Consider the following 23,812-nt stretch of genomic DNA (forward strand, 5'->3'; position numbering starts at 1 on the left):
TTACTATCCCGAAATGCAGCGAAAAGATCGTTTGCAGCGTTTCGTAAGGGATCAAATGACTTTCCTAGTTTTTGCGTTCACCAACTTTTCCAAAATTGCTTAATAATAGGTGACAACAGATAAAAGATAACAGAAAAATACTTCCGGGTTCATTTGTATCCCATATTGAAGTTATCGAGAAAAATACAAGAATTGAAGCACTGACCACTAATGCCATGTATATAAAAAAACTGATTACTTTAATCATAGCTACTCCTTCTATATGCAATTTTTGATTAGAAGTTCAATTTGGTTTCTCTAAGGTTTTAATGAATTCATTAAGTTCTTTTTTATTGTCCGATTTAAAAACAACCTCTTTTTCATCAGTAATTATATAGGTAGGTGAACCTTCATATAATCCCAATAATTCTTTCGTATTTTTAACATCATCACCAGAAGAGATCACTTGAATTTCATGAAAAGGAAAATTCGCTGCAACAGAACTGGGAGTGGCATCATATTTCCCCTCTTCATCAGCCTTGGGATTATAAGTATAAAGCCCATATCCTTCTTCTACTGTCAGTTCCTGAACAATGTCTTGTTTAGAATAAGGCGTGACTGTGGTGGATTTAGGTTCATAGACAGGGAGCTTACTATGTTTATTAAACAAAGTATCTTTTGTAACGAGTTTACTATCATACTCCTCTTCAATTTCAACAGCCACTTTCTGCCCTTGCTCTAAACCATTGAATGAATTCACTTCCCCCTTCACTTCCATACCTTTATCGACGTTAACTGAAAAAGCTTCGATTGCCTCTCCATATTTCTGATCGGCCGCCATTTGTTGTTCTATTAAATTATTTTCAACTAGAACGACAAACGTCTTTTTCTCTTTATTCACTTCGAATATTTTTCCCTCTATAGAAACAGGATCATTATTGGAACATCCAGCTAAAAGTAAGGATATCACCATGATGATGCCCAGGTTCTTATACATAAAAAGCTCTCTTATATTTGAAATGATTGGTAATACCATTAGCCTATCATATGTGTTTAAAGTTAACGACCACACAAAAGAGAGACTCATCTTTCAGTGAACCGCCCTGCTAATTAATGACCTATTTCAGGTTAATCACTCTAATTGAAAAATTCCCCCTTCATGAAAAGTCCATTATCAGGAACAAACCATTATTCAGTTAATAGAATACATTGAAAACTTTCTCATAAAAATAGACAGCATCTTTATCTGTCTCAGCGTAAATCAAAGATAAGGAATGTTTATCTTTGATGAAATTAACCATCTTATCTCCTATCCCTCTGCCTCTATGCTGGGGAAGAACTGCGATATGTTTTATTTCCCCCTTATCGGGACCCAGGAATTCAACTCCTATACAGCCTACAGGGTGACCCTCAATAGTATATCCATACAGTTTTCTTACTGAAGATTCGTTATACAAATCAAATTCTGCCTCAACATTCTTTTCAGAGGTAGCGAAAGATAATAATGTTCTTATCTCAGGGGGAATCGACCCTGTAGTAATATCAACGATAAGTCATACCTCCCTAAAGAAAATTAATAACTCAATCTCATATTACCACCCGCTTCTCCTGAAGACACAACTTCAACGTATTTAACTGGTTCTGCTCTCCCCTACCCTGACTATATTCCATCCGTGTGTGAGAAAAAATTTTAGACAGTTATGTTAATCTAATCAGAAACGTTTTCTCCTTTCATCCGTATAAAGAAGTAGACAGTCAACCATTTATAAGGAGGGCCAAGAAATGCCTTTATCGAAGGAACTTGCTCAATTAAAAGAAACCTACACTGATGTATATGAACAATTGAGAAAAGAGATGAGATGGACGGATAAAAAGATAGTTATGATGGTAGCATCGGTTTATGTAACTAGTGACCGTAAGTTGGATATCCATCGTTATTTAAAGCTTTGTGAAACAATCAAAAAAGATGCAGGTATGTTCTCGTATTTAAAATCTCCACTAAGGTACTCAGTGGCTGCTATGCTTGACTCGAGTTTTGAGGATCCATTCGAAGCGTTTAATGAAATGATGAAAGTTTATAAATCCATGATTCATTACGGCTTCAATCGCTCTCAATACACGTATCTCGCTGCTGTCGCTATGATTCAAAACGATCCAAGGGAGTCAGAATACAAGGAGAAAGTACAACGGGCAGTTGAAATCCATCAGTTAATGAAAAAAGAACATCCGTTTCTTACATCTCATGATGATTACCCCCTGGCCGTTTTGCTGTCACAACGAGAGGTAGACACAGAAACCCTCATTGTCCAAGTGGAGCATATCTATCGTTCGCTTGATCGAAATGGGTTCCGGAAAGGTAATCACCTGCAATTTTTAAGTCATATGCTTTCGTTAGATGAAGCACACACTGCCGACGAACTCATTGACCGCACCGTAAACGCAGCTAACGCCATTAAATCTTCAGATATCCGCTTTAAAAGTATGCTTTACCCTGAAGCAGGTTTACTCGCATTTCTTGGTGATGAAGAAAACAAAGTATATGATATCAAAGACTTCAAGAAGGCACTAGACCAGGAAGGACCATTTAAATGGCAAAATGATATGAATGTGAAAATAGCTGTAAATATTTTAGTGAGTCATCAACTACAGGAAGCCAACAACCTTCAGACTGGCTTGTTCACAACGCTCGAAACCATTATGCAGGCTCAGCAGGTAGCGACCTTAGCAGGAGTAACAGGTGCGACGGCTGCAGCTTCAGCAGGCGATGGGGGCGGTGGAGGACAGTGATTTCTATTTTTTCTATCTAAATATAATGAAGATCACAAGCTCAATAAACATGAACTTCTATCACACTTGTTAAAACAATACATCTTAGAATATTAGATTGCGGCTTTGAGATATGCTGTACACTTTATTAATGACGTTTCGAATACATTATTGAAAGAAACGATAGAAAATTATTTAGAGGAGTTACTTATGGAGACGAAACAATTGCTAACATTTAAAACAGCTGCGGAAAATTTGAACTTTACTAAAACAGCTAAGATATTAAAATTCGCCCAATCAAGTGTCACCGCTCAAATCAAAGCCTTGGAAAAAGAATTGGATACTCCTTTATTTGAACGCTTAGGAAAACGCCTGTATTTGACCGAATCCGGCCGCCAGTTCAAGAAATATGCGGACCAAATGTTGGCTTTGACTGAAGAAGCTCAAATGATGACGAGAGGTTTGGAAGAACCCACGGGTACGCTGGTTATCGGAGCGCAAGAGAGCCAATGTACATATCGCCTCCCTCCGATCTTAAGAGCTTTCAAAGAACAATTTCCTCAAGTCAAACTAGTATTCAAGCCGGTCCATTCGAATGAAAAGGCGAAAGAACAACTGCTTGATGGAACATTGGATATCGCTTTTATCATGGATGTTCTGAAGCCAATTCCCTTCCTGACTATTGACACACTTGTCGAAGACCCCCTGAAATTAGTAGTTTCAATGGATCACCCCTTCCCTGCGAATTCAGTGGTGAATCCTAACGACTTAGAGGGAGAAACGCTATTATTGACCGAAACAGGCTGCTCCTATCGCACAATATTAGAAAACACATTGAATAACGCTGAAATTTTTCCAGCTAATAAGTTCGAGTTTCTCAGTGTTGAAGCTATAAAACAATGCGTGATTGCCGACTTAGGCGTAGCCATTCTCCCAGAGATGGTGGTGGAGAAAGATATTAAGGAAGATAGAATGAAAGCTCTTATCTGGACAGCTTCGACTTCTTCCTTATATACCCAAATCGCTTGGCATAAAGATAAATTCATGACAGCACCTCTCGAAGCATTCGTATCCTTAACAAAAAAGACTCTTATAACTACATAAAGCAGTACAAGCCAGTGGGTAGCCGCTGCATATGTAGCAGTTCATCTTCGAAATCGAAATTTTCGATTGATCCAATCATAATAATCCGTTTTACTGAACAACAATAATGGAGTACCCTTTAACCACGATCAAAAAAGGGTGAAACATTACCCAATTAAACAATGAGGAGATATAGTATGAAAATAACCGTATTATATGGAAGTACAAGAGCTGACGGAAATACAGAATTATTAACAGAATATGCTTTACAAGGTATTTCAGCAAAAAGAGTAGTTCTAAAAGACTACTACATCAAAGAAATTGTGGATCAAAGACATGAAGCGCAAGGTTTTTCTGAGGTGAAGGATGATTACAATACCATCATTGATGCAATGTTAGCGGCTGATGTATTAATTTTTGCGACACCGATCTATTGGTATGGCATGTCCAGTGTGATGAAAACGTTTATTGATCGATGGTCACAAACGGTCAGAGATGAAAAATATCCAAACTTCAAAGTGCTGATGTCTAAGAAAAAAGCATACATGATTGCGGTAGGAGGAGACAATCCTACTAAAAAAGGACTGCCATTAATCCAGCAATTCAAGTATATCTGTGAATTTATCGGGCTTAACTTTCAAGGATTTGTTTTGGGGGAAGGAGTCAAGCCTCGTGATATATTAGAAGATAAAAAAGCTCTACAGGAAATCAGTCAATTAAATAAGCAACTCAAAGGTTTGAACTAATATTCTATTTATGAATCAGGATAAATGAATCGATCAACCCTCTTGATTTAAAACGAGGCTACTGAAAAACCATTTTCATTCTAGATGAGCTGTTAAAAAGTTTGTTGTTGCTTCTCACGAATCGCTTGTCGGTGGATGCTTGCCGCGGGCACGGCCTCAGCTAACTTGGTCAAGAAGATCCCTTGCCCAAGTGGATCTTTAAGCTCGCTCTGAGCCCGCAGGCGTCACCACCGAACGCTTCTCGTGAAATCAACAAGCACCTGAACAGCTTCATAACTGAAATTCACTCATGATCTTTAAAGCTACTACATTCGCAATCAATTGGTTATTATTAATTTTTATGTAAATGATTAATGAATCCCTGTATTTTCACTTCTTCTTTCCAATAAAATAGTGTCACGCCAAATACCATCCATTTTACCTATTCGTTCCCGTCGTCCAACTTCTCGAAATCCATTTTTATAATGAACTTTGAGACTTGCTACATTTTCAGGAAATATTCCAGATTGTAATGTCCAAAATCCATTTTCTTCACTTTTATTAATAAGAGCCTGTAACAGTAAATTTCCTATTCCTTTCCCCATACTGAATTGACTAACATATACACTTACTTCTGCAACACCTGCATAGACATTTCTTTCGGAGACAGGGCTTATAGCAGCCCAACCTAAAATTTTCTCTTTTGAACGTGCAACTATTCGGCAATCTGGTGAATGAACGGTATTCCAACTTTTCCAAGAAGGAATTTCTTTTTCAAAGGTTGCATGTCCCGTATCAATTCCTTCAATATAAATCCGTCTCACTTGCTCCCAATCTTCTGGAAGCATTTGATCAATACATATTTTATTTTCCATTAGACCACCTGCCTCATAAAATTCATGATTAAGACTTCCACTCACTTTTCCATCAGTTTAAATGCAAGTGCTCCATTATTCAATTGCCACTTCCCCTAGCGGCTGAATCTGTACGTGAGAATCACTCCGCAATTTTTCAAGCTGATTATCAATTATTCATCTAGTCATACAACAAAGATTTTTCAAAAAAAGTTTAGTGAGTTAAATTGGCAAAGTTCATGCACAGCGAAAAAGCTTCTGGGTCTACATGATCTTATCCTACGAAAGCTACACAATTGACTTCGCATTATCATAATTTGAGTCCTCCACATCCCTACCCAAAACAATAAGAAAAGGGCAATTCTTTTGTTTCAGAATTGCCTCTGTTTTTATAAGACTCGGATCCAATATAATAAAAGCCAGGGGTGGATTGAATTTTGTTAACGTTGATGCGATAGGTAATTAAGACAAATGCTTAGGAGAAGTGAAAGTGAACAATTCTTCGTCCTCGCATGTGTTAGCTTGATCTCCCTGAATCGGCCGGTTAAACCTTTTTATTTTTCGACTAGTAAATACTCCTATTTTTTGCTGTTGACTATCAATTAGGCTCTTAATTATAGCCTGTATAGATAAAATCAACAGAATATACAAGGAAAGCACCGGTAGGATCAGCCAATACCTTTCTGTCATAATACCCACTCGCATTGTCTCAAACAGTGATGTCCATTCAAATAAAAGCGATTGAGATGCTCCTTCTCGATTTCCCCTTATCGTCCCTCCTAAGAAAATACTTAGAACCCCTAAATGAAGCAGGACTTGCAAAACTTGGATCATTTGCTGGCCAAGCAGCAGAATCATTTTGGGAAGGAGATGCGATGTCATATGTGTTAAGAAGATTCTACTTCTACTTGCTCCAAGAAGCATAGCTGCTTGTACGTATTCTCTATTTAACATCGCGTCGGATTCTTTTCCTAATGTGTTTAATAATACTGGAACGGCGAAAACAGTTAATATAACCACTTCTAATATCACATTAGGGACGAGCAAAGATTCAGCAAGGATTCTCTTCTCCTCTTCAAATATCACAACATCTACTAGCAACAAATAAGCCACTAAAGTTAACGGCAAGAACTGCATTCCATCAGCCAGTTCACTGATCACTTTTTTTGAACGTTCCCCTAACCAAAAGACATAGGGAATCGTCAACAGATATCCAAGCACAACCCTCACCATAGCGATAAGCAAAGTAGCCAAAATGGTATATTTTGCACCAACTACTAGCATCGTCACTATTGGGTATCCATTCAAATTAGACCCAAATATCAATTCACCATCGCCCGGAGAGTGTGGAGGAGCATGATAATTCCCATTTTCCCCCTTAAATATTCCTATACTTTCAACAGAAGAGCCGCCGTTAATAAATGAATATATTGAACTAATAATTAACATACCTAATATATACCCCACACCCGCAATAAAATTAGGGTTTTTAAGTAAATACAGCCCTTCACGCCCGGCTCTCAAAGAAAAGGAAAAGCATTTTCTACTTAATTTCAAAAGAGACCATCTATCTATATCAAAAACTTTGGCATTTTTCATCATAGTTATCCGGGCTTTTTCATTTATCTCTCGAAGATCATTTTTCAAAATCAAGTCCAGTAAAAAGTACAAAAAGTAGAAAGGAGTAAAAATCAAGATCAGAGCTACAGTTATGATAAAAGGTCTTGTATCAAAAAAGATTAAACGAACAATCCCATAGATGTTATGTAAATATTCAACTACCAGTAAGCTTGATAATGTAAACCAAAGGATTGGCTTAGATTGAATGATTAGGTTAACCTTAATATTCCTTAAACAATGACACAGGAGGATATATGATCTGCCAAAGCCTTTACTTCTTGCTAGAATCACATAATCTTTCCCCCACTCTTCTTCAAGTAATAAAAGAAACGTCCGAAAGAATAATACCGCAGGCAGAATACAAAGAGACAAAACCGGTGATAGATAAAGTTTTTCTTCCCCCAAGTAAGCAAACCTGAAAAGTAATATATCAAAAGAGTTATAAAACCATACGACAAACATTTGGAGTGAAAAGATAAAAAGAATATCAGGAAGTGCTTCTAAACTATTCAATCCCGCGTGTATTGTGCGGTTTAGGATTCGCGGTAAACCGAATGTCGATAAAGCTAAGATCAACCCTGCAAACAGGGCTATGATTAAAGCGGAAAATAAAATGGTCATAGAATAAAGGTAATTATCCATGATGTAAGACAAGAGTGGTTTTTCTACATATTGGTAGTTGAGGCGATGATGAAAGATCCACTCAGAAGGGGTAACTAATTTTTGTATCACAATCGATACACTTTGAAAATAACTGGACACGTTCAACCGGAAGTCATTATTGAATAATACGGGTGAACAACTAATTAGAATAATACCTACGACGCCTATAAGGTATTTAAAAATCATTTTGAATAGACCCATTCGTTCCTCCTGTATTTTATTGTCAGCTAAAATCTTTTAATAGGATGAAACAACTTATTTAAATTGACAAAATAGATTGCTTGTCTTTTCAGCTTTTAATAAAATCTTTTATGATTGAAGCAATTGGAAAAGTCAAAATCGCAACAACTACCCAATTTATGTTTACCCCACCGTATATCGATTTCAGCTCTAGTATCCACTCATCAAGAAGTAACTGAACAGCTTTATAACTTAAATTCACTCTTGACCTTTAAAGCTACATCATTCGCCTTCAATTGGTTATTATTGATTTTTATGTAATTATCCCTGACTACTTCACCTTCGTTAGAAGTTAAACGCAAGCTGTCCAATGAAGCTACTAACCTTTGTTCAGATTGTTCTATATTTCTTTTGGAAGGCTTATGGTCTAGTCGGTTAGGAGTTTTATTCCGTTTCAATCTCTCTACCAAATCAGCTTCTAATTCTACAAAATAAACCTCTCCACCATTGGATTCAAATGTATCAACAACCGCTTCAACTAAATTCCAGTCTTCCTTTTGATTGAACGCCCAGACAAAAGTGAATATCAAACCATAATTATCCGTTTTAGAATAGGCTTCAAAAAATTCCTTCCTCAACAGGTTAGATAAATCCCACATTTCAGGGGTGAAACCAAAGTATGGTTGTAGGAATTCAATACTCATATGGTTGTGAAATAATTTTAATTCCGTAGCTTTCTCTAATTCTTGACCCACAGTCATCTTTCCAACAGCTTGCGGGCCGAATAATAATACCAATTTCATAGGTTCTCCCCCCCAATGTTATCCCTGATATTTTCATGAAAATTGCAACAAAAGTTTAAGTTTTAACATGGTTGTTTCCTAAAAATAGATTCATTTTAGCTTTTCAACTTATATTAAATAATCAGAAAGACTGCACAATAGTACAGTCCTTCCTTGAAATTACCTTAAACTTCATAATCATTCGTGTACTTTTCTGGAAAACTTCCTCTTGAAATAAAACTATAAACAGCAGCTACCGCTAATAAGGTTCCCGCAAATAGAAAAACATACTGGACACCAAAAACGTCTGCCATTCCACCTAGCAATAAAGAAGCAAAACCAAACGTTAATGAAGTCAATGCTCCTTGGGCTCCATAAATTTTTGGCAAGTCATTGGAAGATGCCTCTTTTTGAAGATAAGTTTCCATGGTTATGGACTTAATTTGCTCAACTATGCCATATAGTACAGATAAAAGTAAGGACATCCAGGCGATACTATTATAACCAAAAAGTAAAGTCACGGCGCTTACACTGAACGAAGTAAATATCATCAATTTTTTCAAGTTCTTCTCGATGATTGAGGAGTACTTTGCGCAAAACAAACCACCAATGAGAAGGCCTATAAAGAAAGTTGTATTGATATAGCCCCACCATGCTTCCCCTTTCTGAAGAACCTCAGAAACAAAAACATAAATGATGGCGGCAATCCATACCACATTCGCTATGGATTCAATAAAGATCACCACATGTATTTTTCTGAAAACAGGTGTGCGCCAAATGATTTTCCAACCTTCTTTTAAAACTGTCCCGATCGGATGCTTTTCCTTTGGAAGATGAAACTCTGTTGAATCTTGAATCAGCGTCATCAAGCCAGAGGATATAATAAACAAAATAAACGTTAGCCATATGACGGTCTGACCACCGATCCAGGCCACTAGTATGCCCCCTAAAGCCCATCCACCAAGCTGAATGATTTGTGATATAACTGAGAAGAAACTATTCGCTTTTACAATTTCCTCCTTATTCACTAACCTGGGAAGCATCGCTCTGCTAGCAGGTGCTGCCCATCCATCGAGGAAGGCGATTGTGAAAATAATTAAAAGGATAATCATTATGGAACCCTTAGACTGTACTGTGGTCAAAGACGCTATAATAAACAAGAAAAAGGTTTTACTAATTTGTGATCCAGATAAAAGTGTTTTTAATGGGTATTTATTAAACAACAATGGTGATAGATACCCACTGATAAACCGTCCGAATGTATTAATGAATGGGAGCAAAGCTAAGTAAAAAGCTGACTGTGAAACTGTGTACATAATAGAGATCAGGGCGACGATATAAAAAACATCACCGAGATTGGCCATTGTTTGTCCAATCCATAAAAACCGAAAGGATGAAGACTTCATTTTTTACTACCCCTTTTTATCGTTTTTGTAATCGATGAAAAAAGGGTGTGTTTACATTGTGATTGAACCTCCTTATTTTACTTTTTACCAATATCACTTTGTGCGTTCAAAGCAATCCAATCAATTCTGCTATCACTTTAAAAATGTATGGGGTAGCAAAATCATCCCTAACGGCGAGTCTCATTCTAATATTATGTTTGTATTTATTTTACAAACCAACTATGGCCGATTTTATCATAAAGGACAAAAATAAACTTGCTATCTAGAAGAAAGTCTCCTAGCCACGTACTATTCCGGAATAAGTTAGTGGATTCTTTCATGAAGGTTGGCCCCGTTTATGGAAGACTTGAATTTGAGATAATACATGTTTACTAACCGCAGTCAGTGCGTAAATAACTCCTGCTAAAAACGTTTGTATTAATTGTGTTTTGAATAATAGTAGCGATTTGAGTATCGAATGTAATCGCAATGATTTCGAGGTAATTATACTGCAACTACTATTTGCTTTTCTTATGACGGGTGAAATATATTCTTATTATAAATGTATCAAATAGTGGTCGAGGCGAATCAACATGATAACTTTCTACATAAAGAGGCCATTATCCTTTTGGATAACAGCCTTTATAAGGGAAAATTCTCTAAATAGATACAATTTTCGTTGCAACTCTTTGTTTAAATGTCTGGTCATGCTCAACTATAAGCATAGTTGGGTTAAAACTTTCAATAAGTTCTTCTATCTGCATGCGTGAATAAACATCAATAAAGTTTAATGGCTCATCCCAAATATATAAATGAGCTTTTTCGCATAAGCTTTTGGCTATAAGCAACTTCTTCTTTTGTCCACCAGAATAATGAGATATATCTTTTTCAAATTGAATCCGATCAAAGTCCATTTTCCTTAGAATTGCTTTAAATAATGGTTCATCAATTTGATGCTCTTCAATAAAGTCAGATAACCTTCCCTTTAAATGAGAGGTATCCTGGTGTACATAGGAAATAAGAAGTCCTGAACTTAAGTTCACTAAACCTGTATGCTGTATCGTTTTTCCTAGTATCAGTTTTAATATACTACTTTTTCCACTACCATTCTTTCCATCAAGAACAACTCGGTCCCCTTGTTCAATGTTAAAAGTAATCGGTTTATTCACGATTTCATCACCATACATAACTGCCACATCTGTTAAATGAACCAATTCATTAGACTTAAATTCCAATGGTTCTAATTTTAATGATTCGGTGTTCTCCACATTTTTCAGTAGTTTTGACTTCTTTTCAAGGGCTTTTTGTTGCCTTGACTCAAGGCTCTTTGATTTTTTCATCATTTTTGCTGCTTTATGCCCTACAAATCCTTTGTCTACTTTGGAGCCGGAGTTTGTTGTACCATTTTTAGAGGCTTCCACTTGATTAGACCATCCAGCGGAACGTTTTGAAGACTTTTGCAACCTTTTTATATCTTTCTGTAAATTTTCATTGGTTGCTTCCTCATGTCCTTGCTGTCGATCAAAATTCAACTTCCATGAAGAGTAATTGCCGCTTTGAACTTCTATATTTGCTCTGTTTATAGACAAAATGTGGTCAACGCATCCATCAACAAAGTCTCTATCATGTGAAATTAAAATGAACCCTTTTTTCTTACTTAGATAATTTGAAACTATCTTTCTTCCCTCAGTATCTAAATGGTTGGTTGGCTCATCTATTAATAGAAATTGACCTTCATTTAAGAAAAGCGCAGCCAGCAACACCTTTGTTTGCTCACCGTTTGACAAAGTTTCAAATGGTCGATACATAGCCTCGGCATCCACATCTAAATAAGAAATTTCCCGAAAAAACTCCCACTCTTCTGCTTGGGGGCATGTTTCTTCTAAAATTTCATGAGTGTTTTTGCTCTTATCCGAAACTGGATAAGGGAAATAATTAAATTCCACAGAAGAAATGATTTTCCCTTTATACTCATAATTTCCTAATAATAAATTGAAGAAAGTGGTTTTACCTCGTCCATTTCGACCAATAAACCCAAGCTTCCAATCTGTATCTATTTGAAAGTTCACATCTTCAAAAATATTATCAAAGCTACTTGGATAAGAAAAAGATAAGTTTTGTACTTGAACCATAGACATCTTATATTTCCTCCTTTGTATAATCTTTTCTACTATACAAAGTCGGTATATCCATCTAAGTCTAGTTTACTCCGTATAAGCTTGATGGAATATAACGACTTATACGGAGCAGGTCATGTGTAACAATAGAATCCGACATCATTTTCCCTCCCTAATAATAAAACAGGTAATGTGCAGCGAGTATATTCCTTATCTACGTTGGAATAAAAAATCCTCCCAATGTTTAATTGGAAGGATTAGTCAGACGATCAGCTTTATTAAGCCCAGAAATACCAATAGGTAATGATATATAAAGTCGTGACTGATTTAAAAGAATAGACTAATCCTATATTTTAGTGTTCGAACTAATATGGTTCAGTAAAATATAGATTAGTTAATCATTGGTCATCATCAGCCCTTTACTTTTTTTAGATGATAACATTTTTACTTATAAAACACAATAATTATCTCTCTTCGAAATATTAAGATGAATCACTGAATTACCTCAATATATGTCAAAACTTTGGAAGTTCATGCTAACAAATAGTTCAAACTAATCTTTGTAGAATATGCACGGGTCACTTCATGCACTTGCCCAAGATTGAATAGAAATAAAAATTAATATGATTTATTAGTTAAACATAAGATTCCCTATGTATCATGAAGCAAGAATAGATTTCAGTCCTTTTCTAAGAGAAAAATGATTTTTGCCTTTATTAATAGTAGAATTCACACCCCTTGCCTTTTATAGATCAGTTTTTCTATTTTTTTCAAGATTATGCTTTAGTTCCTCAAGCTTTTTTACCAATCGTTCACGTATATAAACAGGATGAACCTCTTCAATTAGCGTACCAAAGGACAAAAGATAACTATCTAGCCATGTGCCAACGGGAAAATTTGCTACAACAGTGTACGAGCCATCTTTATTTTTCGTAATCATATGATCGTCAAACTCATCATAGACACGATAAGCCCCTTGAGAGGCAATTCTAATCCTCATAGGTATGGAGGAGTCCCCTACTTGTTTTTCAGCATTTTTTACCACATCTGTTGTTGGTCTCAAGGTGAATGTTTCGTTTGAAATATACACTTGATTCATGCGACTAATTTTAAAAATACGAAAATCCTTTCGCCACAAACAATATCCAGAAAGATACCAAGCATTCTTTTTGAATATTAATTGAAGCGGCTCTACTTCCCGTAGAGTTTGCTCACCCTGTGAATTAAAATAACGAAATTGAATGACACATTTTTCGATTATTGCGTTTCTTAATAAGGTAAATAAGTGTTTCTCCTTTTCTCCACTTCCCCATGGAGAAAAATCAACATCGATCCAGTTTACTGTTTCTTTTTTAAACAGCCGAGCCACTTTCTTTAATATAAGGTCAGTATTTGGAAAATCAGTAACTGATAACATTTGTAGCCCAACTAATATGTCTTCTTGTTCATCACCCGTTAACATGGATGCATTGAAGGAGTACCCCTCTAATAGAGAAATTCCTCCCCCTCTTCCCTTATTAGCATAGATAGGGATTCCTGCTCCACTTAACACATCCACATCTCTATAGATCGTTCTTGTGGAAACCTCAAAATGCTCGGCCAATTCTTTCGCAGTAACCACTTTTCTATCCAATAAAAGATAGATGATTTCAAAATGCCGACTGATGGTCATGTGAAATCCAAGAATTGTTCTTCTTTTTTCTTTAAAAACTTCTCCAATGCTTGTTCACTGTCAATGCCCATTCGCTCTCCCAATACCATAAGCCACCAAAAACATTCAGCGATCTTATGCTCTAAGTCCGCTTCTGAATCAGTCCCTGATGGCCATCTTTCTTGATGAGCCATCGCTAACCTTCCAACAAGTGCCGCATCGGTAAGAAATGCAAGTGCATCTTCGTCTACTTCCCATTCTGAGCCATGATATTTCTTCTCAAGCTGGTGGTACACTTTTCTAATCTGTAACGAACGATTAACTGCAATGTTAAAATCCATTTGCTTAAATCTTCCTTTCTTTGTTTGAAGTGTGATACGGACAGCTTGTCAGATGGTCATCCACCATGCCAATAGCTTGTAAAAAGGAGTACATTGTTACCGGACCAACAAATTTGAATCCTCTTTTTTTCAAATCCTTACTAATCTGAGTTGATAGTGGTGTTTGAGCAGGTATTTGCTCTTCTGAATTCCAATGATTGATTATTGGCTTAAAATCGACATAACGCCATAAAAACAATGATAAGCTTTCAAACTCCTTTTGTATCTTTATGATCGCTTGTGCGTTACTTCTCACAGATTGAAGCTTAGCAAAATGTTTAATGACATTATATTGTTCTTGTAAATTCATCAAATCTTTATCCGTTAGTGTCGAGCAATAACTAATATCAAAATTCCGAAAAGCTTTTTGATATTCCTCTCGCTTAGCCAATACGATACTCCAAGATAACCCAGCCTGTGCCCCTTCCAATGTAAGCATTTCAAATATATATTGGTCGTCTGTGGTGGATACACACCACTCTTTGTCGTGATACAATTGCATAAGCTGATTATTGCCCGGCCAGGAACATTCCATTTTCATTTCCCCTTTTTCAGTTTGTAACTACTATACTATCCTAAACATGACATGAGTCTGTCATATTTAAAATAATCTCGCATCATTTCTTTAAAAATCACAAACGAGATGGAAAAGTTTAAAAAATCGGATTCACCTGCAGCTCCATTCTAGGATTTGTCTTCACACATATATTCAAAAATTTCTACTACATATTTAAAGCCTCTGCCTTTGGGAGAAGTCTGTCGGATTTCCCTCGTTCCCAAGGTTCCCATTGATAACATGCCGTAAGTGCGAACCCCGGAAGTAAAGAAAAACCTCGTGTTAACCGGTTATCTCATGTTTTCCTTCCCTATACAGGGACAGGCCGGCAACTTCTTTATATGTGCTATTTCAAGGCTTAATATCATTAAATAATGAGAAAGACACCTTATTTATTTAACAGAAAATCCTCAATGGCTTTAGTGATTTCAAAGGGACCAGATTCTATATTTGAAGGGATAACGATCTTCAAATCAGCCTGTGGATATATGGAGGACCTAAAGCTTACTCCGGGGTCATACCCCATCACATGATATTTATATACATGATCAATCTTTTGGTTCAGCCAAATACCATAACCATAATGGACTTCTCCATTCACATGAACATGAGGAGTGAGTAATTCTCTGGTAGTCTTTTCATTTAGAAGCTTGAAGTCCAACAATGAATCCCACAACTTAATCATATCAGGAGCTGTAATGAATGCCCCTCCATCGGATCCGCCTTGTTTGGGAATGGAGTAAATATTCGTTCTCCAAGTTTTCTTTTCATTGTTGTCAATATAGCCTTTGGCTGTATTTTCAGGAAGCTGATCCAATGAAAAATATCCAGAATCCAGCATATTGCATCTATGGAAAACTTCAGTTTCTATAAATTCTGTAAAGCGTCTGCCCGTTTGTTCTTCAATGATCAGACCTAAAAGGATATACCCCGCATTGTTATAATGAAATTTATGGCCTGGTTTAAACTTCATTTGATTGTCCTGAAAGAGCGGCAGGAAATCCTTAAGAGAATTTATTTGGTAGACCGGGTAATCCGTCCACAACTCCTCATAATCACTCATCACTTCTTCATCAAAGTAATCAGGTATACCTGAAGTGTGGGTTAACAGGTGGTGGATGGTAATCTTTTTATCAAAGTTAGGGAAATCAATGTCAAGGCAGTCAATTAAACGAGTACCAAAATTCACTAATCCCTTTTCAACTAACTGGCAAATTCCGATAGCAGTAAATAACTTGCAGCCAGAGGCAATTCCAAAACGAGTATCGGAAGTATTCGGGAGCTCTTCCCCTCTGTCTCTATAACCAAAGGCAGTGTTTAATAATACATTCTCATTTTGTTTCACATATACGACGCCAGAAAAGTCCAGCTTATCGCTTATGGTAGTGATGATTTCTTTCAATTCATTATTTCCATTCATATCGCTACTCCTCTCCAGCCATGCTTACAATTGTTAAAGATCACCTTCCATTTTACTCCACTTTATGAGGTCTACAAAGATGCAATATGATTGTGAAAAAATATCACCAAAAAAAACAAGGCCCCTGATGAACTGCAACTTTATTTGATGAGACAGTTGGGCTCTTACTCCTCAATGAGCTATCGTATCCATTTGGTATTGACGGTTAAAATCGCCACCAAGTATAAGCAGACCGATTTTCATTTATAAATCAAAGGAAGCCACTCTTTTCAGATAGATGAGCCTCTGTTGTTTTCATGTTGAACGTTCGGTGGTGACGCCTGCGGGAACAGCGCGACCCGAAGATCCACTTGGTCAAGTGACCTTCTTGACCAAGTCAGCTTTGGCCGTGTCCGCGGTAAGCATCTACCGACAATTGAATCGTGAAAAGCAACACCAAATGTCAACAGCTCCTCTAGATAGAATAACTCTCATACAATGAATACATTAAAGACTTTTAATATCTATAATTAGTGAAAAATAAATACTATTCAATGGATATATTTTGTTTTTGAGCTATTAATACATAAATAGACTCTGTAGGGTGTAGCTTCTTCCTTACTTTAAATCCTGCTTTGTTCAATTCTTCCTCCATTATAATTGAGGAGATTCTTGGATGATTTTGATTTGGTTGTTCTTCCACTTCCAGTTCAACACAAGCAAAATAACCATTTTCCTTAATAACTTGATGGATGAGCTGCAATGTCTCTGATAAAGGTTTGATTTCATGAAGGACTAACGATGCCATTACTATGTCAATAGAATCGTCTGCTAATGGCAAATCTTTCATTTCCCCTTGAATGGTTCGTACATTTTCAAGGTTCTCCGTTGATGCCTTAGAATTTGCGATTTGTAAAATCTTTGGATCGATATCTAGTGCGTAAACCATCCCATCTGTTTTCTTAGCAGCCGGGATAGTTAAGAAGCCTGTTCCTGCTCCTACATCTAAAATATCATCAGTATTTTTTATGGGAAGTAACTCCAATAGGCTCTCTGGAGAGAATTGTTCTTTACGTTCGTCACTGTCCAGATATTCCACCTTTTTTCTTAAATTGCCCGTATGATCTTGCTTACAATTTTTATTCATATCTTTCTCCTTTTCATGATCTGTTTTTTTGAAAGCTTCCTCAACCATGGCTGCATTGACGCCAATCGCGGCTTTGCTACCTTCCGCTGCGGCAATAATTAATTGAGATGGTGCTATTAAGGATGTATCGCCGCAAGCATACACTCCTTCAACATTTGTCCGCCCGAAGTCATCTGTTTTGATGGCGCCTTGATCTGTCAGTTCACACCCAAGATCTTCGCCAATATGGGACGCTTGTTCCATTTCCGGAATAATGAACCCACCTTCACGAGCAACGGAGCTTCCATCTTCAAATGTGATATGTTTCAAATACCCATTCTCTCCGTTCAGTGATGAAATCTTTTGTTCGTATATATCCATTCCTTTTTCTTTTAAAGTCTTCATTTCATGAGTCGGTATATTGAAACTTCCATTCGTACAAATAACAAGGTTGCTGGTCCAGTTATATACAAGCTTCGCCATATGGAGAGCTCGTGAATTTTCAGCAATCACAACTAAGGGAAGGTCTCTTAATTCCCAACCATCACAGAATGGACAACTGAATAAACTGGTCCCGTAAAATTGTGTGAGGTTGTTTATATTTGGGAGTTTTTCTTTAAGTCCAGAGGCTAAGACCACTTTCTTGGCTCTGAAGACTTCTCCAGTATCCGTTTCAATGGTAAACATTCGCTTTTCTTTCATTACATTTTTTACCCTTTGCTTCTCAATTTTTACGTCTGGATAATTCGTTAACTCATTGCGACCTATTCCCCTTAGCTCTGCTGGATTCATTCCATCCCGAGTCAAAAACCCATGGGACTCAGTCGTTACAGAGTTCCTAGGGTTATCATCATCAAATAAAACGGTAGTTCTTCTTGACCTGCCTAGAACTAAAGAAGCATTCAGGCCAGCAGGTCCCCCGCCAATAACGGCACAATCCAATATCATCTACATCTCCCCTTAATTTGTATTTCTCTTAATTTTGTCCACTTTTTTCATCCATCTCATTTACGAGATCGATGAGAAATTTATTGGCGAGATCATCTTTCATGTTCTGTTCAGCCTCGATCATCACTTTTTCAATCATGCAGCCTTCATTATGTTCCATGGAGCAATTGAATAACTGGGACTCTCCTTCTGTTGTTTTAATTACATCTAAGAAGGAAATTTCAGCTTTTGCTTTAGCAACCTTATAACCTCCTTTAACCCCTGGTGTGGACTCGATCAACCCACCTTTAGCAAGTTGAGTTAATATTTTTGACAGATATGTCGGGGAAAGAACTTGCATCTCTGCCAGACTTTGCACCCCTACAGTGCTTCCTTTTGGTAAGGAAATTAAATAAACCATTGTGTGTAATGCATAGTTCGTTGCTTTTGAGTATTTCATAATTCCCTCCTTGATCAAAGATATTAAAGATTCATTTTGTCTCTAATTGAGTTAAATCATACCACTCCCTGTAAATTGCGTCAATGTTTCTATTCTAATTTCAAACGAAAAGAAACTAAATCAAGATTACCCTTCATTTTAGAACCGCAAAAATTCCAGGGCTTAACACTATACGATAAGATAAAGGACATTATAAAAAAATAACGAAATATAGTATAGACGTATTCCTAAAGGGAGGGAGAAAATGAGCGATTCTTTATTCAATGGTATCCATTATTTCAGAATTCCTGTAGTCGATCTCAGTGAATCTGTTGTATGGTATTCAGAATGTTTAAAGTTGAAATTAAGGTTTGACAGAGGGGATCTAGCTGTGTTCGAACTTGAAACCGGGCCTTTGTTGGTTTTAGTAGAAGCAGACAAGGACTCGCGGGGACATTTTCTGAAAAACGGACAAACTGAGTTCTCTGTAGGGTTCACCACCTCAAGTTTAAATAATCTCTATGAATATTTAATCAGACAGGATGTAAATGTTGAACCCATTGAGGAAGATGAAGGGCATCAGTTTTTTCACTTTTATGACCCGAGTGGAAACAAACTTCAAGTACATAACTAAATTACTTCCATATAGATATTAAGCTGCTCATATTTGAGCAGCTTAATTGCTATTCCAAAAGACATGCGTATGCTGAATAAGACATTCATTTAGTCCCGTTTACAATGTGGTCTGCTCTTTCATGCGGTTTATGTTCTTCCATATAAATGTCCTCTGAAGCCATCCAATTTTTTTCCCACATCTCACGCATCTCTTCCCCGTCTCGTTCAACACCACGTGAAAGCCTTGTTTTCCTTGGACAATCGACCCATATTGTAAAGTCGTATTTATTTGCTAATTCATTACGAATGGAATACACACCTTCAATAATTACAATTCCGCCAACCGGGACAGTATGCCACTCCGCTAATTCGTTTGCGTCCCAATCATATCTCTGATAATATCCAGCTTTATTTTGGCGAATTGGTTCAATAACTTGATTTAATACACGTTTCCAATCAAAGTCTGCACCAATCGGCTTTTGCTTCGGATCTTTTTTTATTATCTGTGAGGAGGGTAAATAAAAGTCATCCATATGTACAATCATTACATTCGAGCATTCATCACTCAGTTTATTTGCCAATGTGCTTTTTCCTGAACCACCACACCCATCTATTCCAATTAACATGGTTGATTGTTTTTTTGGAAATTTATCAATCGAACTTACCAACTGGTCAAAATTACTAAATTCTATTCTATTAGTTTTGTAACTCACAATATCACCACTTAAAAGTTTAGTTAACTATCAGTTCTTCCCTTCTCCTTTCTTGCATGCATCACTTCTGCTAATTGTTGAGAGTTTAAATCTTTCTCCTTCTTCAGTTTATCAATGATGTTATCATAGTCTTCTTCATTTCTATTTTGACTTAATTTGTAGGCTGCTTGAATTTCTTGTACTTTCACTTTAAATCCAACTATGCCTTTCATTTGTTTTTTTGTCTTGGGAGAAAATCTTTCCCATAAAGCTGCATTTTCACGGTGTTGTTCATAGTTTAGCAATAGGGATTTAAGGTCTTCCTGCAATTCTTGTTCACTCATAAGGCTGGCAGTTCCATATACATGGACAGATTGATAGTTCCAAGTGGGCACATTTTCAGATTTGTACCAAGAGGATGAAATGTAAGCATGCGGACCCTGATACATGACAAGAACAGGGTCATCACCGAATGTCCTCCATTGAGGATTCGCATACGCCATATGCCCAGTGAGATAGTAGTCATCCCCTTGTATATATAACTCCATAGGTAAATGGGTGGCTATAGGCTTTCCTTCTTTTGTCGTTACGATTGTTCCAAAAGAGTTCCTCTGAATAAAATCTCTGATTTCATTGAAATCTGTGACTTTATACTGCTTTGGAATATACATCCTAACTCATCCCTTCACTTGTTATTGGAGACTTTTCACCATTATTAAGTCCGTTTGTTCTTCATCCCCTATGATAAAAGAGTGCGTTCCCGTTTGAACAAATCCCATTTTCTTATAAAAAGCAATAGCATTTTCGTTTTTTTCCCATACACCCAGCCAGACCTTCTTTTTATTCTGTTCCATAGCAGTATCCATAGCTTTGTTGAACAGATATTTTCCAAGTCCCTGCTTTTGAAATTTTTTTATAATATAAATCCGCTCGATCTCAAGGGAGGCATCATCCATTTCTTCGGTCTGAGCTTCCCCTGTATTCACCTTTAAATATCCAGCGACTTCATCATTAAAAGAAACAAAAAAGAATTGCGAGAAATAGGTGGATAACTCTTTTTCTACTTGCCTTAAATTAAATGCTTCTTCCAAATAATTCTTTATATTTTCCGGTGAATTCTGTTCCTCATATGTCTCCTTAAATGTTTCGCGACTGATTTTTTGCAGTTTGTGTGAATCTTCCATTGTGCATCTTTTCAATGTTATATTCATTCTAACCCTGATGCTCCTCTCTACAATCAATAACTCCTTTTGCTTCCCTTTTTGACAAATTCCCAGTCTTTTTCGATATTTGTTCTGACTCTTTGGAGAAGATCGAAAATGATTTCCACTTCTTTCTCTGATAAACCTTCTAAGGCAACGGCATTGGAATGATCATTTTCTCTTTTTATAAAAGGAAAAACCTTTTCCCCTTTCTCTGTTGGAAAGAGCTTTTTTATTTTTTTGTTATGTTCGTCTTCTTTCTTCTCAACAAAGCCATTCATTTCAAGTTTTTTTATAGACCGTGCGGCAGTAGTCCGATCCACTTTTATCATCTCAGCTACCTTCTCTTGAATGATTCCTGGGTTTTCACATATTCTTACAAGATATAAATACTGTCCTCTTGTGAGGTTGTATTCTTTGAATTCTATATTACTTATTGAATCTAACGACCTTGCTATCATTCCGATTTCACGAAGTATGTCTTTCATTTTGAACTCCTCAGCATTCATTTTTGTTGTAAATGCAACATGTAACTCATAAATTAAACGTACCTTATTTTTGTTGTATTTGCAACATAAAATGCAGAAAAAGATACATCGGAGTGAAGTTTTTTATTTTGGTCTTTGGAATATCATGACTCCTGCCTATGGTAAAATATAATGGATGAGGGAGGTCGACGAATGGATCATTCAAATAGAACATATGCAGTTGAAGCAGATCAATTAGTAAAAGCTTTTGGTAAAGAACGAGCGGTAGATGGCATCAGCTTAAAAGTGCCAAAAGGTATTGTCTATGGTTTCCTTGGCCCTAATGGAGCTGGAAAAACGACAATGATCCGTATGCTGGCAACTCTGTTGAAACCGACTGAAGGTCAAGCGAAAGTGATGGGGTATGATTTAACAAAAGAAGCGGATGATGTCAGGCAGTCCATCAGTTTAACAGGACAGTTCGCTTCTGTTGATGAAGAATTATCCGGCCGGGAGAATTTGATTTTCATTGGCAGGTTAGTTGGTTTTTCCCGTAAAGAAGCAAAGGCGAGAGCCGATGAATTATTAGCCGCATTCAATTTGGAAGATGCCGCAAAACGCCAAGTGAAGAAGTATTCCGGCGGGATGAGAAGAAGAATCGATATTGCCGCAAGTATCGTTACATCGCCAGAACTGCTCTTTTTGGATGAACCGACCACCGGACTTGATCCAAGAAGTCGGAATGAAGTGTGGGAGATCATTCGAGCATTAGTCAAAAATGGAACGACAGTATTTCTTACGACACAATACTTAGAAGAAGCAGATCAACTTGCCGACCTTATTGGTGTCATTGACCGAGGGGTTTTAATTGCGGAAGGAACAAGTGCAGAATTGAAATCTTCAATTGGCGTCCGAAGCTTGATCATCGAATTCGAAGATGAACAGGATCTGCACCAGGCAGAGGCTATCTTTGAAGGGATGTTCATACAAGCACCTGAAGTAAACCAAGATCAATTATCGATTTCTGTTACGATGAAAGACCAGTCAAAGGCTGCCAAAGCGATTGGAGAACTTGCGAACCAACAGATCGCCGTGAAAGACTTCTCTATGCAACAACCAACTTTGGACGATGTATTCTTACAGATTACCGGAAAGCCTGCTAAAGGGGAAGGTGGCGAAGCGAATGGAGAATAATTCATTAGAAAAATCAATCACATTAGAAAAACGGCCATCAAAAGCTTCGCCGCTGAATGCCGCTCTGACTTTTGCATGGCGAGCATTATTACGCATCCGCTATGTTCCAGAACAACTTTTTGATGTGACGGTGTTCCCGATTATCTTTTTGTTGATGTTCACCTACTTATTCGGGGGAGCTATTTCAGGATCAACAGGAGAATACTTGGACTTTGTCCTGCCAGGAATTTTAGTCATGACAGTTGCAATGATAACGATGTACACAGGCTTGGATCTAAATAAAGATATTGAAAAAGGCGTCTTTGATCGTTTTCGTTCACTGCCGATCTGGCAGCCTGCTGTATTAGTCGGGGCGTTGCTAGTGGATGTAGTGAGATATTCACTTGCCGCAACAATCATGATTACACTTGGGTACATTCTGGGATTCCGTGCAGAAGCGGGGTTCACCGGTGTACTCCTTGCAGTCCTGGTGATTCTATTCTTCGCTTTCAGTTTGTCATGGATTTGGACGATGCTCGGAATAATCGTCCGCTCAGAGAAAGCCCTAATGGCAATAAGTATGATGTTATTATTCCCACTGACCTTTTTGAGCAGCGTATTTGTCGACCCCTCAACAATGCCGAATTGGTTACAAAGCTTTGTAGATATTAATCCGATAACATTCGTTGTTGATGCGGCCAGGGGATTGATTCATGGCTATGATGTAGCAAGCGAATTATTGATCATCACATACATCTCCGTAGGTTTAATTGCCGTGTTCGGTACGCTGACGATGTACTTCTTTAGAAATAAAAATTAAGTTGCACCACTTAAGTAGAAAATTGAGTTAATAAAAAACTAAGCAGCCTTGGTTCTGTGCTCTATAGGACTAAGGCTGTTTAGTTTTTTTGAAAACCTTCGAATGCAAAAAGCCAATCAAGCTCCTCATTAGTGCAATGAACTCTTACCGCCAACCACTTATCGATTTTTTGATTGAGCGATTCTTGATACTCATCAGCGTTTGTTGTTGA

At 37.1% G+C, this 23,812-nt stretch carries 24 protein-coding genes; 7 read left to right on the plus strand and 17 right to left on the minus strand.

Going from position 1 to position 23,812, the window contains the following annotated elements:
• Positions 1–283 precede the first annotated feature (283 nt).
• The gene (locus tag HLI_RS03800) at positions 284–976 is read right to left on the minus strand and encodes a hypothetical protein (protein ID WP_128523178.1); all 693 of its coding nucleotides are present in this window, start codon (positions 974–976) and stop codon (positions 284–286) included.
• A gap of 199 nt (positions 977–1,175) precedes the next feature.
• Entirely contained in the window at positions 1,176–1,436 is a 261-nt protein-coding gene (locus HLI_RS03805) for a GNAT family N-acetyltransferase (RefSeq protein ID WP_164908474.1), read from the minus strand.
• Between the two features lie 325 nt (positions 1,437–1,761).
• Between HLI_RS03805 and HLI_RS03810 the strand changes: the two genes are divergently transcribed.
• From HLI_RS03810 to HLI_RS03820, 3 genes are all read left to right on the plus strand, one after another.
• Entirely contained in the window at positions 1,762–2,766 is a 1,005-nt protein-coding gene (locus HLI_RS03810; protein WP_128523181.1) for a DUF4003 family protein, read from the plus strand.
• 189 nt (positions 2,767–2,955) lie between these two features.
• Positions 2,956–3,849: a LysR family transcriptional regulator gene (locus HLI_RS03815; protein ID WP_128523183.1), complete on the plus strand. Its 894-nt coding sequence runs from the start codon at positions 2,956–2,958 to the stop codon at positions 3,847–3,849.
• A 176-nt stretch (positions 3,850–4,025) separates the two neighbouring features.
• Positions 4,026–4,574, plus strand: coding sequence for a flavodoxin family protein (locus HLI_RS03820; protein WP_128523185.1), 549 nt, complete (start codon positions 4,026–4,028; stop codon positions 4,572–4,574).
• Positions 4,575–4,924: 350 nt separating this feature from the next.
• Here HLI_RS03820 and HLI_RS03825 read toward each other — a convergent pair whose 3' ends face one another.
• The 9 genes from HLI_RS03825 to HLI_RS03865 all read right to left on the minus strand — a co-directional run bounded on the left by HLI_RS03825 (position 4,925) and on the right by HLI_RS03865 (position 16,161).
• Positions 4,925–5,428, minus strand: a complete 504-nt coding sequence (locus tag HLI_RS03825) for a GNAT family N-acetyltransferase (RefSeq protein ID WP_128523187.1) — start codon at positions 5,426–5,428, stop codon at positions 4,925–4,927.
• Between the two features lie 441 nt (positions 5,429–5,869).
• Positions 5,870–7,891 carry a hypothetical protein gene (locus HLI_RS03830; protein WP_128523189.1) on the minus strand — a complete coding sequence of 674 codons (2,022 nt, stop codon included), beginning with the start codon at positions 7,889–7,891 and terminating at the stop codon, positions 5,870–5,872.
• A 224-nt stretch (positions 7,892–8,115) separates the two neighbouring features.
• Positions 8,116–8,673 carry an AAA family ATPase gene (locus HLI_RS03835; RefSeq protein ID WP_128523191.1) on the minus strand — a complete coding sequence of 186 codons (558 nt, stop codon included), beginning with the start codon at positions 8,671–8,673 and terminating at the stop codon, positions 8,116–8,118.
• Positions 8,674–8,837: 164 nt separating this feature from the next.
• Positions 8,838–10,058, minus strand: coding sequence for an MFS transporter (locus HLI_RS03840; protein WP_128523192.1), 1,221 nt, complete (start codon positions 10,056–10,058; stop codon positions 8,838–8,840).
• A gap of 638 nt (positions 10,059–10,696) precedes the next feature.
• Positions 10,697–12,175, minus strand: a complete 1,479-nt coding sequence (locus HLI_RS03845) for an Lsa family ABC-F type ribosomal protection protein (protein ID WP_128523194.1) — start codon at positions 12,173–12,175, stop codon at positions 10,697–10,699.
• Positions 12,176–12,899: 724 nt separating this feature from the next.
• A complete protein-coding gene (locus HLI_RS03850) occupies positions 12,900–13,826 on the minus strand; it encodes a helix-turn-helix transcriptional regulator (protein WP_128523196.1) in 927 nt (308 codons plus the stop codon).
• Positions 13,823–14,146 (minus strand): nucleoside triphosphate pyrophosphohydrolase family protein, encoded by a 324-nt coding sequence (locus HLI_RS03855; protein ID WP_128523197.1) that lies wholly within the window; start codon positions 14,144–14,146, stop codon positions 13,823–13,825. Before HLI_RS03855 ends, HLI_RS03850 begins: the two co-directional genes overlap by 4 nt.
• A 4-nt stretch (positions 14,147–14,150) precedes the next feature.
• Complete coding sequence (locus HLI_RS03860) at positions 14,151–14,726, minus strand: DNA-3-methyladenine glycosylase I (RefSeq protein WP_206659636.1); 576 nt, start codon at positions 14,724–14,726, stop codon at positions 14,151–14,153.
• A 403-nt stretch (positions 14,727–15,129) separates the two neighbouring features.
• Complete coding sequence (locus HLI_RS03865) at positions 15,130–16,161, minus strand: serine hydrolase domain-containing protein (RefSeq protein ID WP_128523200.1); 1,032 nt, start codon at positions 16,159–16,161, stop codon at positions 15,130–15,132.
• A gap of 310 nt (positions 16,162–16,471) precedes the next feature.
• Here HLI_RS03865 and HLI_RS21460 point away from each other — a divergent pair, with 310 nt between their 5' ends.
• A complete protein-coding gene (locus HLI_RS21460; protein ID WP_164908475.1) occupies positions 16,472–16,642 on the plus strand; it encodes a hypothetical protein in 171 nt (56 codons plus the stop codon).
• Positions 16,643–16,687: 45 nt separating this feature from the next.
• On the opposite strand, the gene HLI_RS22195 is transcribed toward HLI_RS21460, so the two are convergent.
• Together HLI_RS22195 and HLI_RS03875 are read right to left on the minus strand one after the other, a co-directional pair.
• Positions 16,688–18,214: a bifunctional NAD(P)/FAD-dependent oxidoreductase/class I SAM-dependent methyltransferase gene (locus HLI_RS22195; protein WP_128523202.1), complete on the minus strand. Its 1,527-nt coding sequence runs from the start codon at positions 18,212–18,214 to the stop codon at positions 16,688–16,690.
• A gap of 28 nt (positions 18,215–18,242) precedes the next feature.
• Complete coding sequence (locus tag HLI_RS03875) at positions 18,243–18,653, minus strand: Rrf2 family transcriptional regulator (RefSeq protein WP_128523203.1); 411 nt, start codon at positions 18,651–18,653, stop codon at positions 18,243–18,245.
• Between the two features lie 244 nt (positions 18,654–18,897).
• Here HLI_RS03875 and HLI_RS03880 point away from each other — a divergent pair, with 244 nt between their 5' ends.
• A complete protein-coding gene (locus HLI_RS03880) occupies positions 18,898–19,266 on the plus strand; it encodes a VOC family protein (RefSeq protein WP_128523205.1) in 369 nt (122 codons plus the stop codon).
• 85 nt (positions 19,267–19,351) lie between these two features.
• Here HLI_RS03880 and HLI_RS03885 read toward each other — a convergent pair whose 3' ends face one another.
• The 4 genes from HLI_RS03885 to HLI_RS03900 form a co-directional block, all read right to left on the minus strand.
• Positions 19,352–19,873, minus strand: coding sequence for a uridine kinase family protein (locus tag HLI_RS03885; RefSeq protein ID WP_128526808.1), 522 nt, complete (start codon positions 19,871–19,873; stop codon positions 19,352–19,354).
• A gap of 110 nt (positions 19,874–19,983) precedes the next feature.
• Complete coding sequence (locus HLI_RS03890) at positions 19,984–20,610, minus strand: FMN-binding negative transcriptional regulator (RefSeq protein WP_128523207.1); 627 nt, start codon at positions 20,608–20,610, stop codon at positions 19,984–19,986.
• A gap of 21 nt (positions 20,611–20,631) precedes the next feature.
• On the minus strand, positions 20,632–21,150 hold the full coding sequence (locus tag HLI_RS03895; RefSeq protein WP_128523209.1) for a spermidine/spermine N(1)-acetyltransferase: 519 nt from the start codon (positions 21,148–21,150) through the stop codon (positions 20,632–20,634).
• Positions 21,151–21,176: 26 nt separating this feature from the next.
• Positions 21,177–21,629 (minus strand): MarR family winged helix-turn-helix transcriptional regulator, encoded by a 453-nt coding sequence (locus tag HLI_RS03900; protein WP_128523210.1) that lies wholly within the window; start codon positions 21,627–21,629, stop codon positions 21,177–21,179.
• 192 nt (positions 21,630–21,821) lie between these two features.
• Here HLI_RS03900 and HLI_RS03905 point away from each other — a divergent pair, with 192 nt between their 5' ends.
• Positions 21,822–22,802, plus strand: coding sequence for an ATP-binding cassette domain-containing protein (locus tag HLI_RS03905; protein WP_241655931.1), 981 nt, complete (start codon positions 21,822–21,824; stop codon positions 22,800–22,802).
• Complete coding sequence (locus HLI_RS03910; protein WP_128523213.1) at positions 22,792–23,601, plus strand: ABC transporter permease; 810 nt, start codon at positions 22,792–22,794, stop codon at positions 23,599–23,601. The genes HLI_RS03905 and HLI_RS03910 overlap by 11 nt, the downstream gene beginning before the upstream one ends.
• Positions 23,602–23,812: the final 211 nt, after the last annotated feature.

Source organism: Halobacillus litoralis (genome assembly GCF_004101865.1).
Taxonomy (GTDB): domain Bacteria; phylum Bacillota; class Bacilli; order Bacillales; family Halobacillaceae; genus Halobacillus; species Halobacillus litoralis_A.

Coding starts and splice junctions, on each gene's coding strand:
- HLI_RS03825 (WP_128523187.1), bottom strand. CDS start 5,428: ATGGAAAATAAAATATGTATTGATCAAATGCTTCCAGAAGATTGGGAG.
- HLI_RS03835 (WP_128523191.1), bottom strand. CDS start 8,673: ATGAAATTGGTATTATTATTCGGCCCGCAAGCTGTTGGAAAGATGACT.
- HLI_RS03855 (WP_128523197.1), bottom strand. CDS start 14,146: ATGGATTTTAACATTGCAGTTAATCGTTCGTTACAGATTAGAAAAGTG.
- HLI_RS03885 (WP_128526808.1), bottom strand. CDS start 19,873: ATGTTAATTGGAATAGATGGGTGTGGTGGTTCAGGAAAAAGCACATTG.
- HLI_RS03840 (WP_128523192.1), bottom strand. CDS start 10,058: ATGAAGTCTTCATCCTTTCGGTTTTTATGGATTGGACAAACAATGGCC.
- HLI_RS03800 (WP_128523178.1), bottom strand. CDS start 976: ATGTATAAGAACCTGGGCATCATCATGGTGATATCCTTACTTTTAGCT.
- HLI_RS03810 (WP_128523181.1), top strand. CDS start 1,762: ATGCCTTTATCGAAGGAACTTGCTCAATTAAAAGAAACCTACACTGAT.
- HLI_RS03865 (WP_128523200.1), bottom strand. CDS start 16,161: ATGAATGGAAATAATGAATTGAAAGAAATCATCACTACCATAAGCGAT.
- HLI_RS03845 (WP_128523194.1), bottom strand. CDS start 12,175: ATGTCTATGGTTCAAGTACAAAACTTATCTTTTTCTTATCCAAGTAGC.
- HLI_RS03895 (WP_128523209.1), bottom strand. CDS start 21,150: ATGAATATAACATTGAAAAGATGCACAATGGAAGATTCACACAAACTG.
- HLI_RS03900 (WP_128523210.1), bottom strand. CDS start 21,629: ATGAAAGACATACTTCGTGAAATCGGAATGATAGCAAGGTCGTTAGAT.
- HLI_RS03820 (WP_128523185.1), top strand. CDS start 4,026: ATGAAAATAACCGTATTATATGGAAGTACAAGAGCTGACGGAAATACA.
- HLI_RS03905 (WP_241655931.1), top strand. CDS start 21,822: ATGGATCATTCAAATAGAACATATGCAGTTGAAGCAGATCAATTAGTA.
- HLI_RS03875 (WP_128523203.1), bottom strand. CDS start 18,653: ATGAAATACTCAAAAGCAACGAACTATGCATTACACACAATGGTTTAT.
- HLI_RS22195 (WP_128523202.1), bottom strand. CDS start 18,214: ATGATATTGGATTGTGCCGTTATTGGCGGGGGACCTGCTGGCCTGAAT.
- HLI_RS03860 (WP_206659636.1), bottom strand. CDS start 14,726: ATGAAAATGGAATGTTCCTGGCCGGGCAATAATCAGCTTATGCAATTG.
- HLI_RS03880 (WP_128523205.1), top strand. CDS start 18,898: ATGAGCGATTCTTTATTCAATGGTATCCATTATTTCAGAATTCCTGTA.
- HLI_RS03815 (WP_128523183.1), top strand. CDS start 2,956: ATGGAGACGAAACAATTGCTAACATTTAAAACAGCTGCGGAAAATTTG.
- HLI_RS03890 (WP_128523207.1), bottom strand. CDS start 20,610: ATGTATATTCCAAAGCAGTATAAAGTCACAGATTTCAATGAAATCAGA.
- HLI_RS03850 (WP_128523196.1), bottom strand. CDS start 13,826: ATGACCATCAGTCGGCATTTTGAAATCATCTATCTTTTATTGGATAGA.
- HLI_RS03910 (WP_128523213.1), top strand. CDS start 22,792: ATGGAGAATAATTCATTAGAAAAATCAATCACATTAGAAAAACGGCCA.
- HLI_RS03830 (WP_128523189.1), bottom strand. CDS start 7,891: ATGGGTCTATTCAAAATGATTTTTAAATACCTTATAGGCGTCGTAGGT.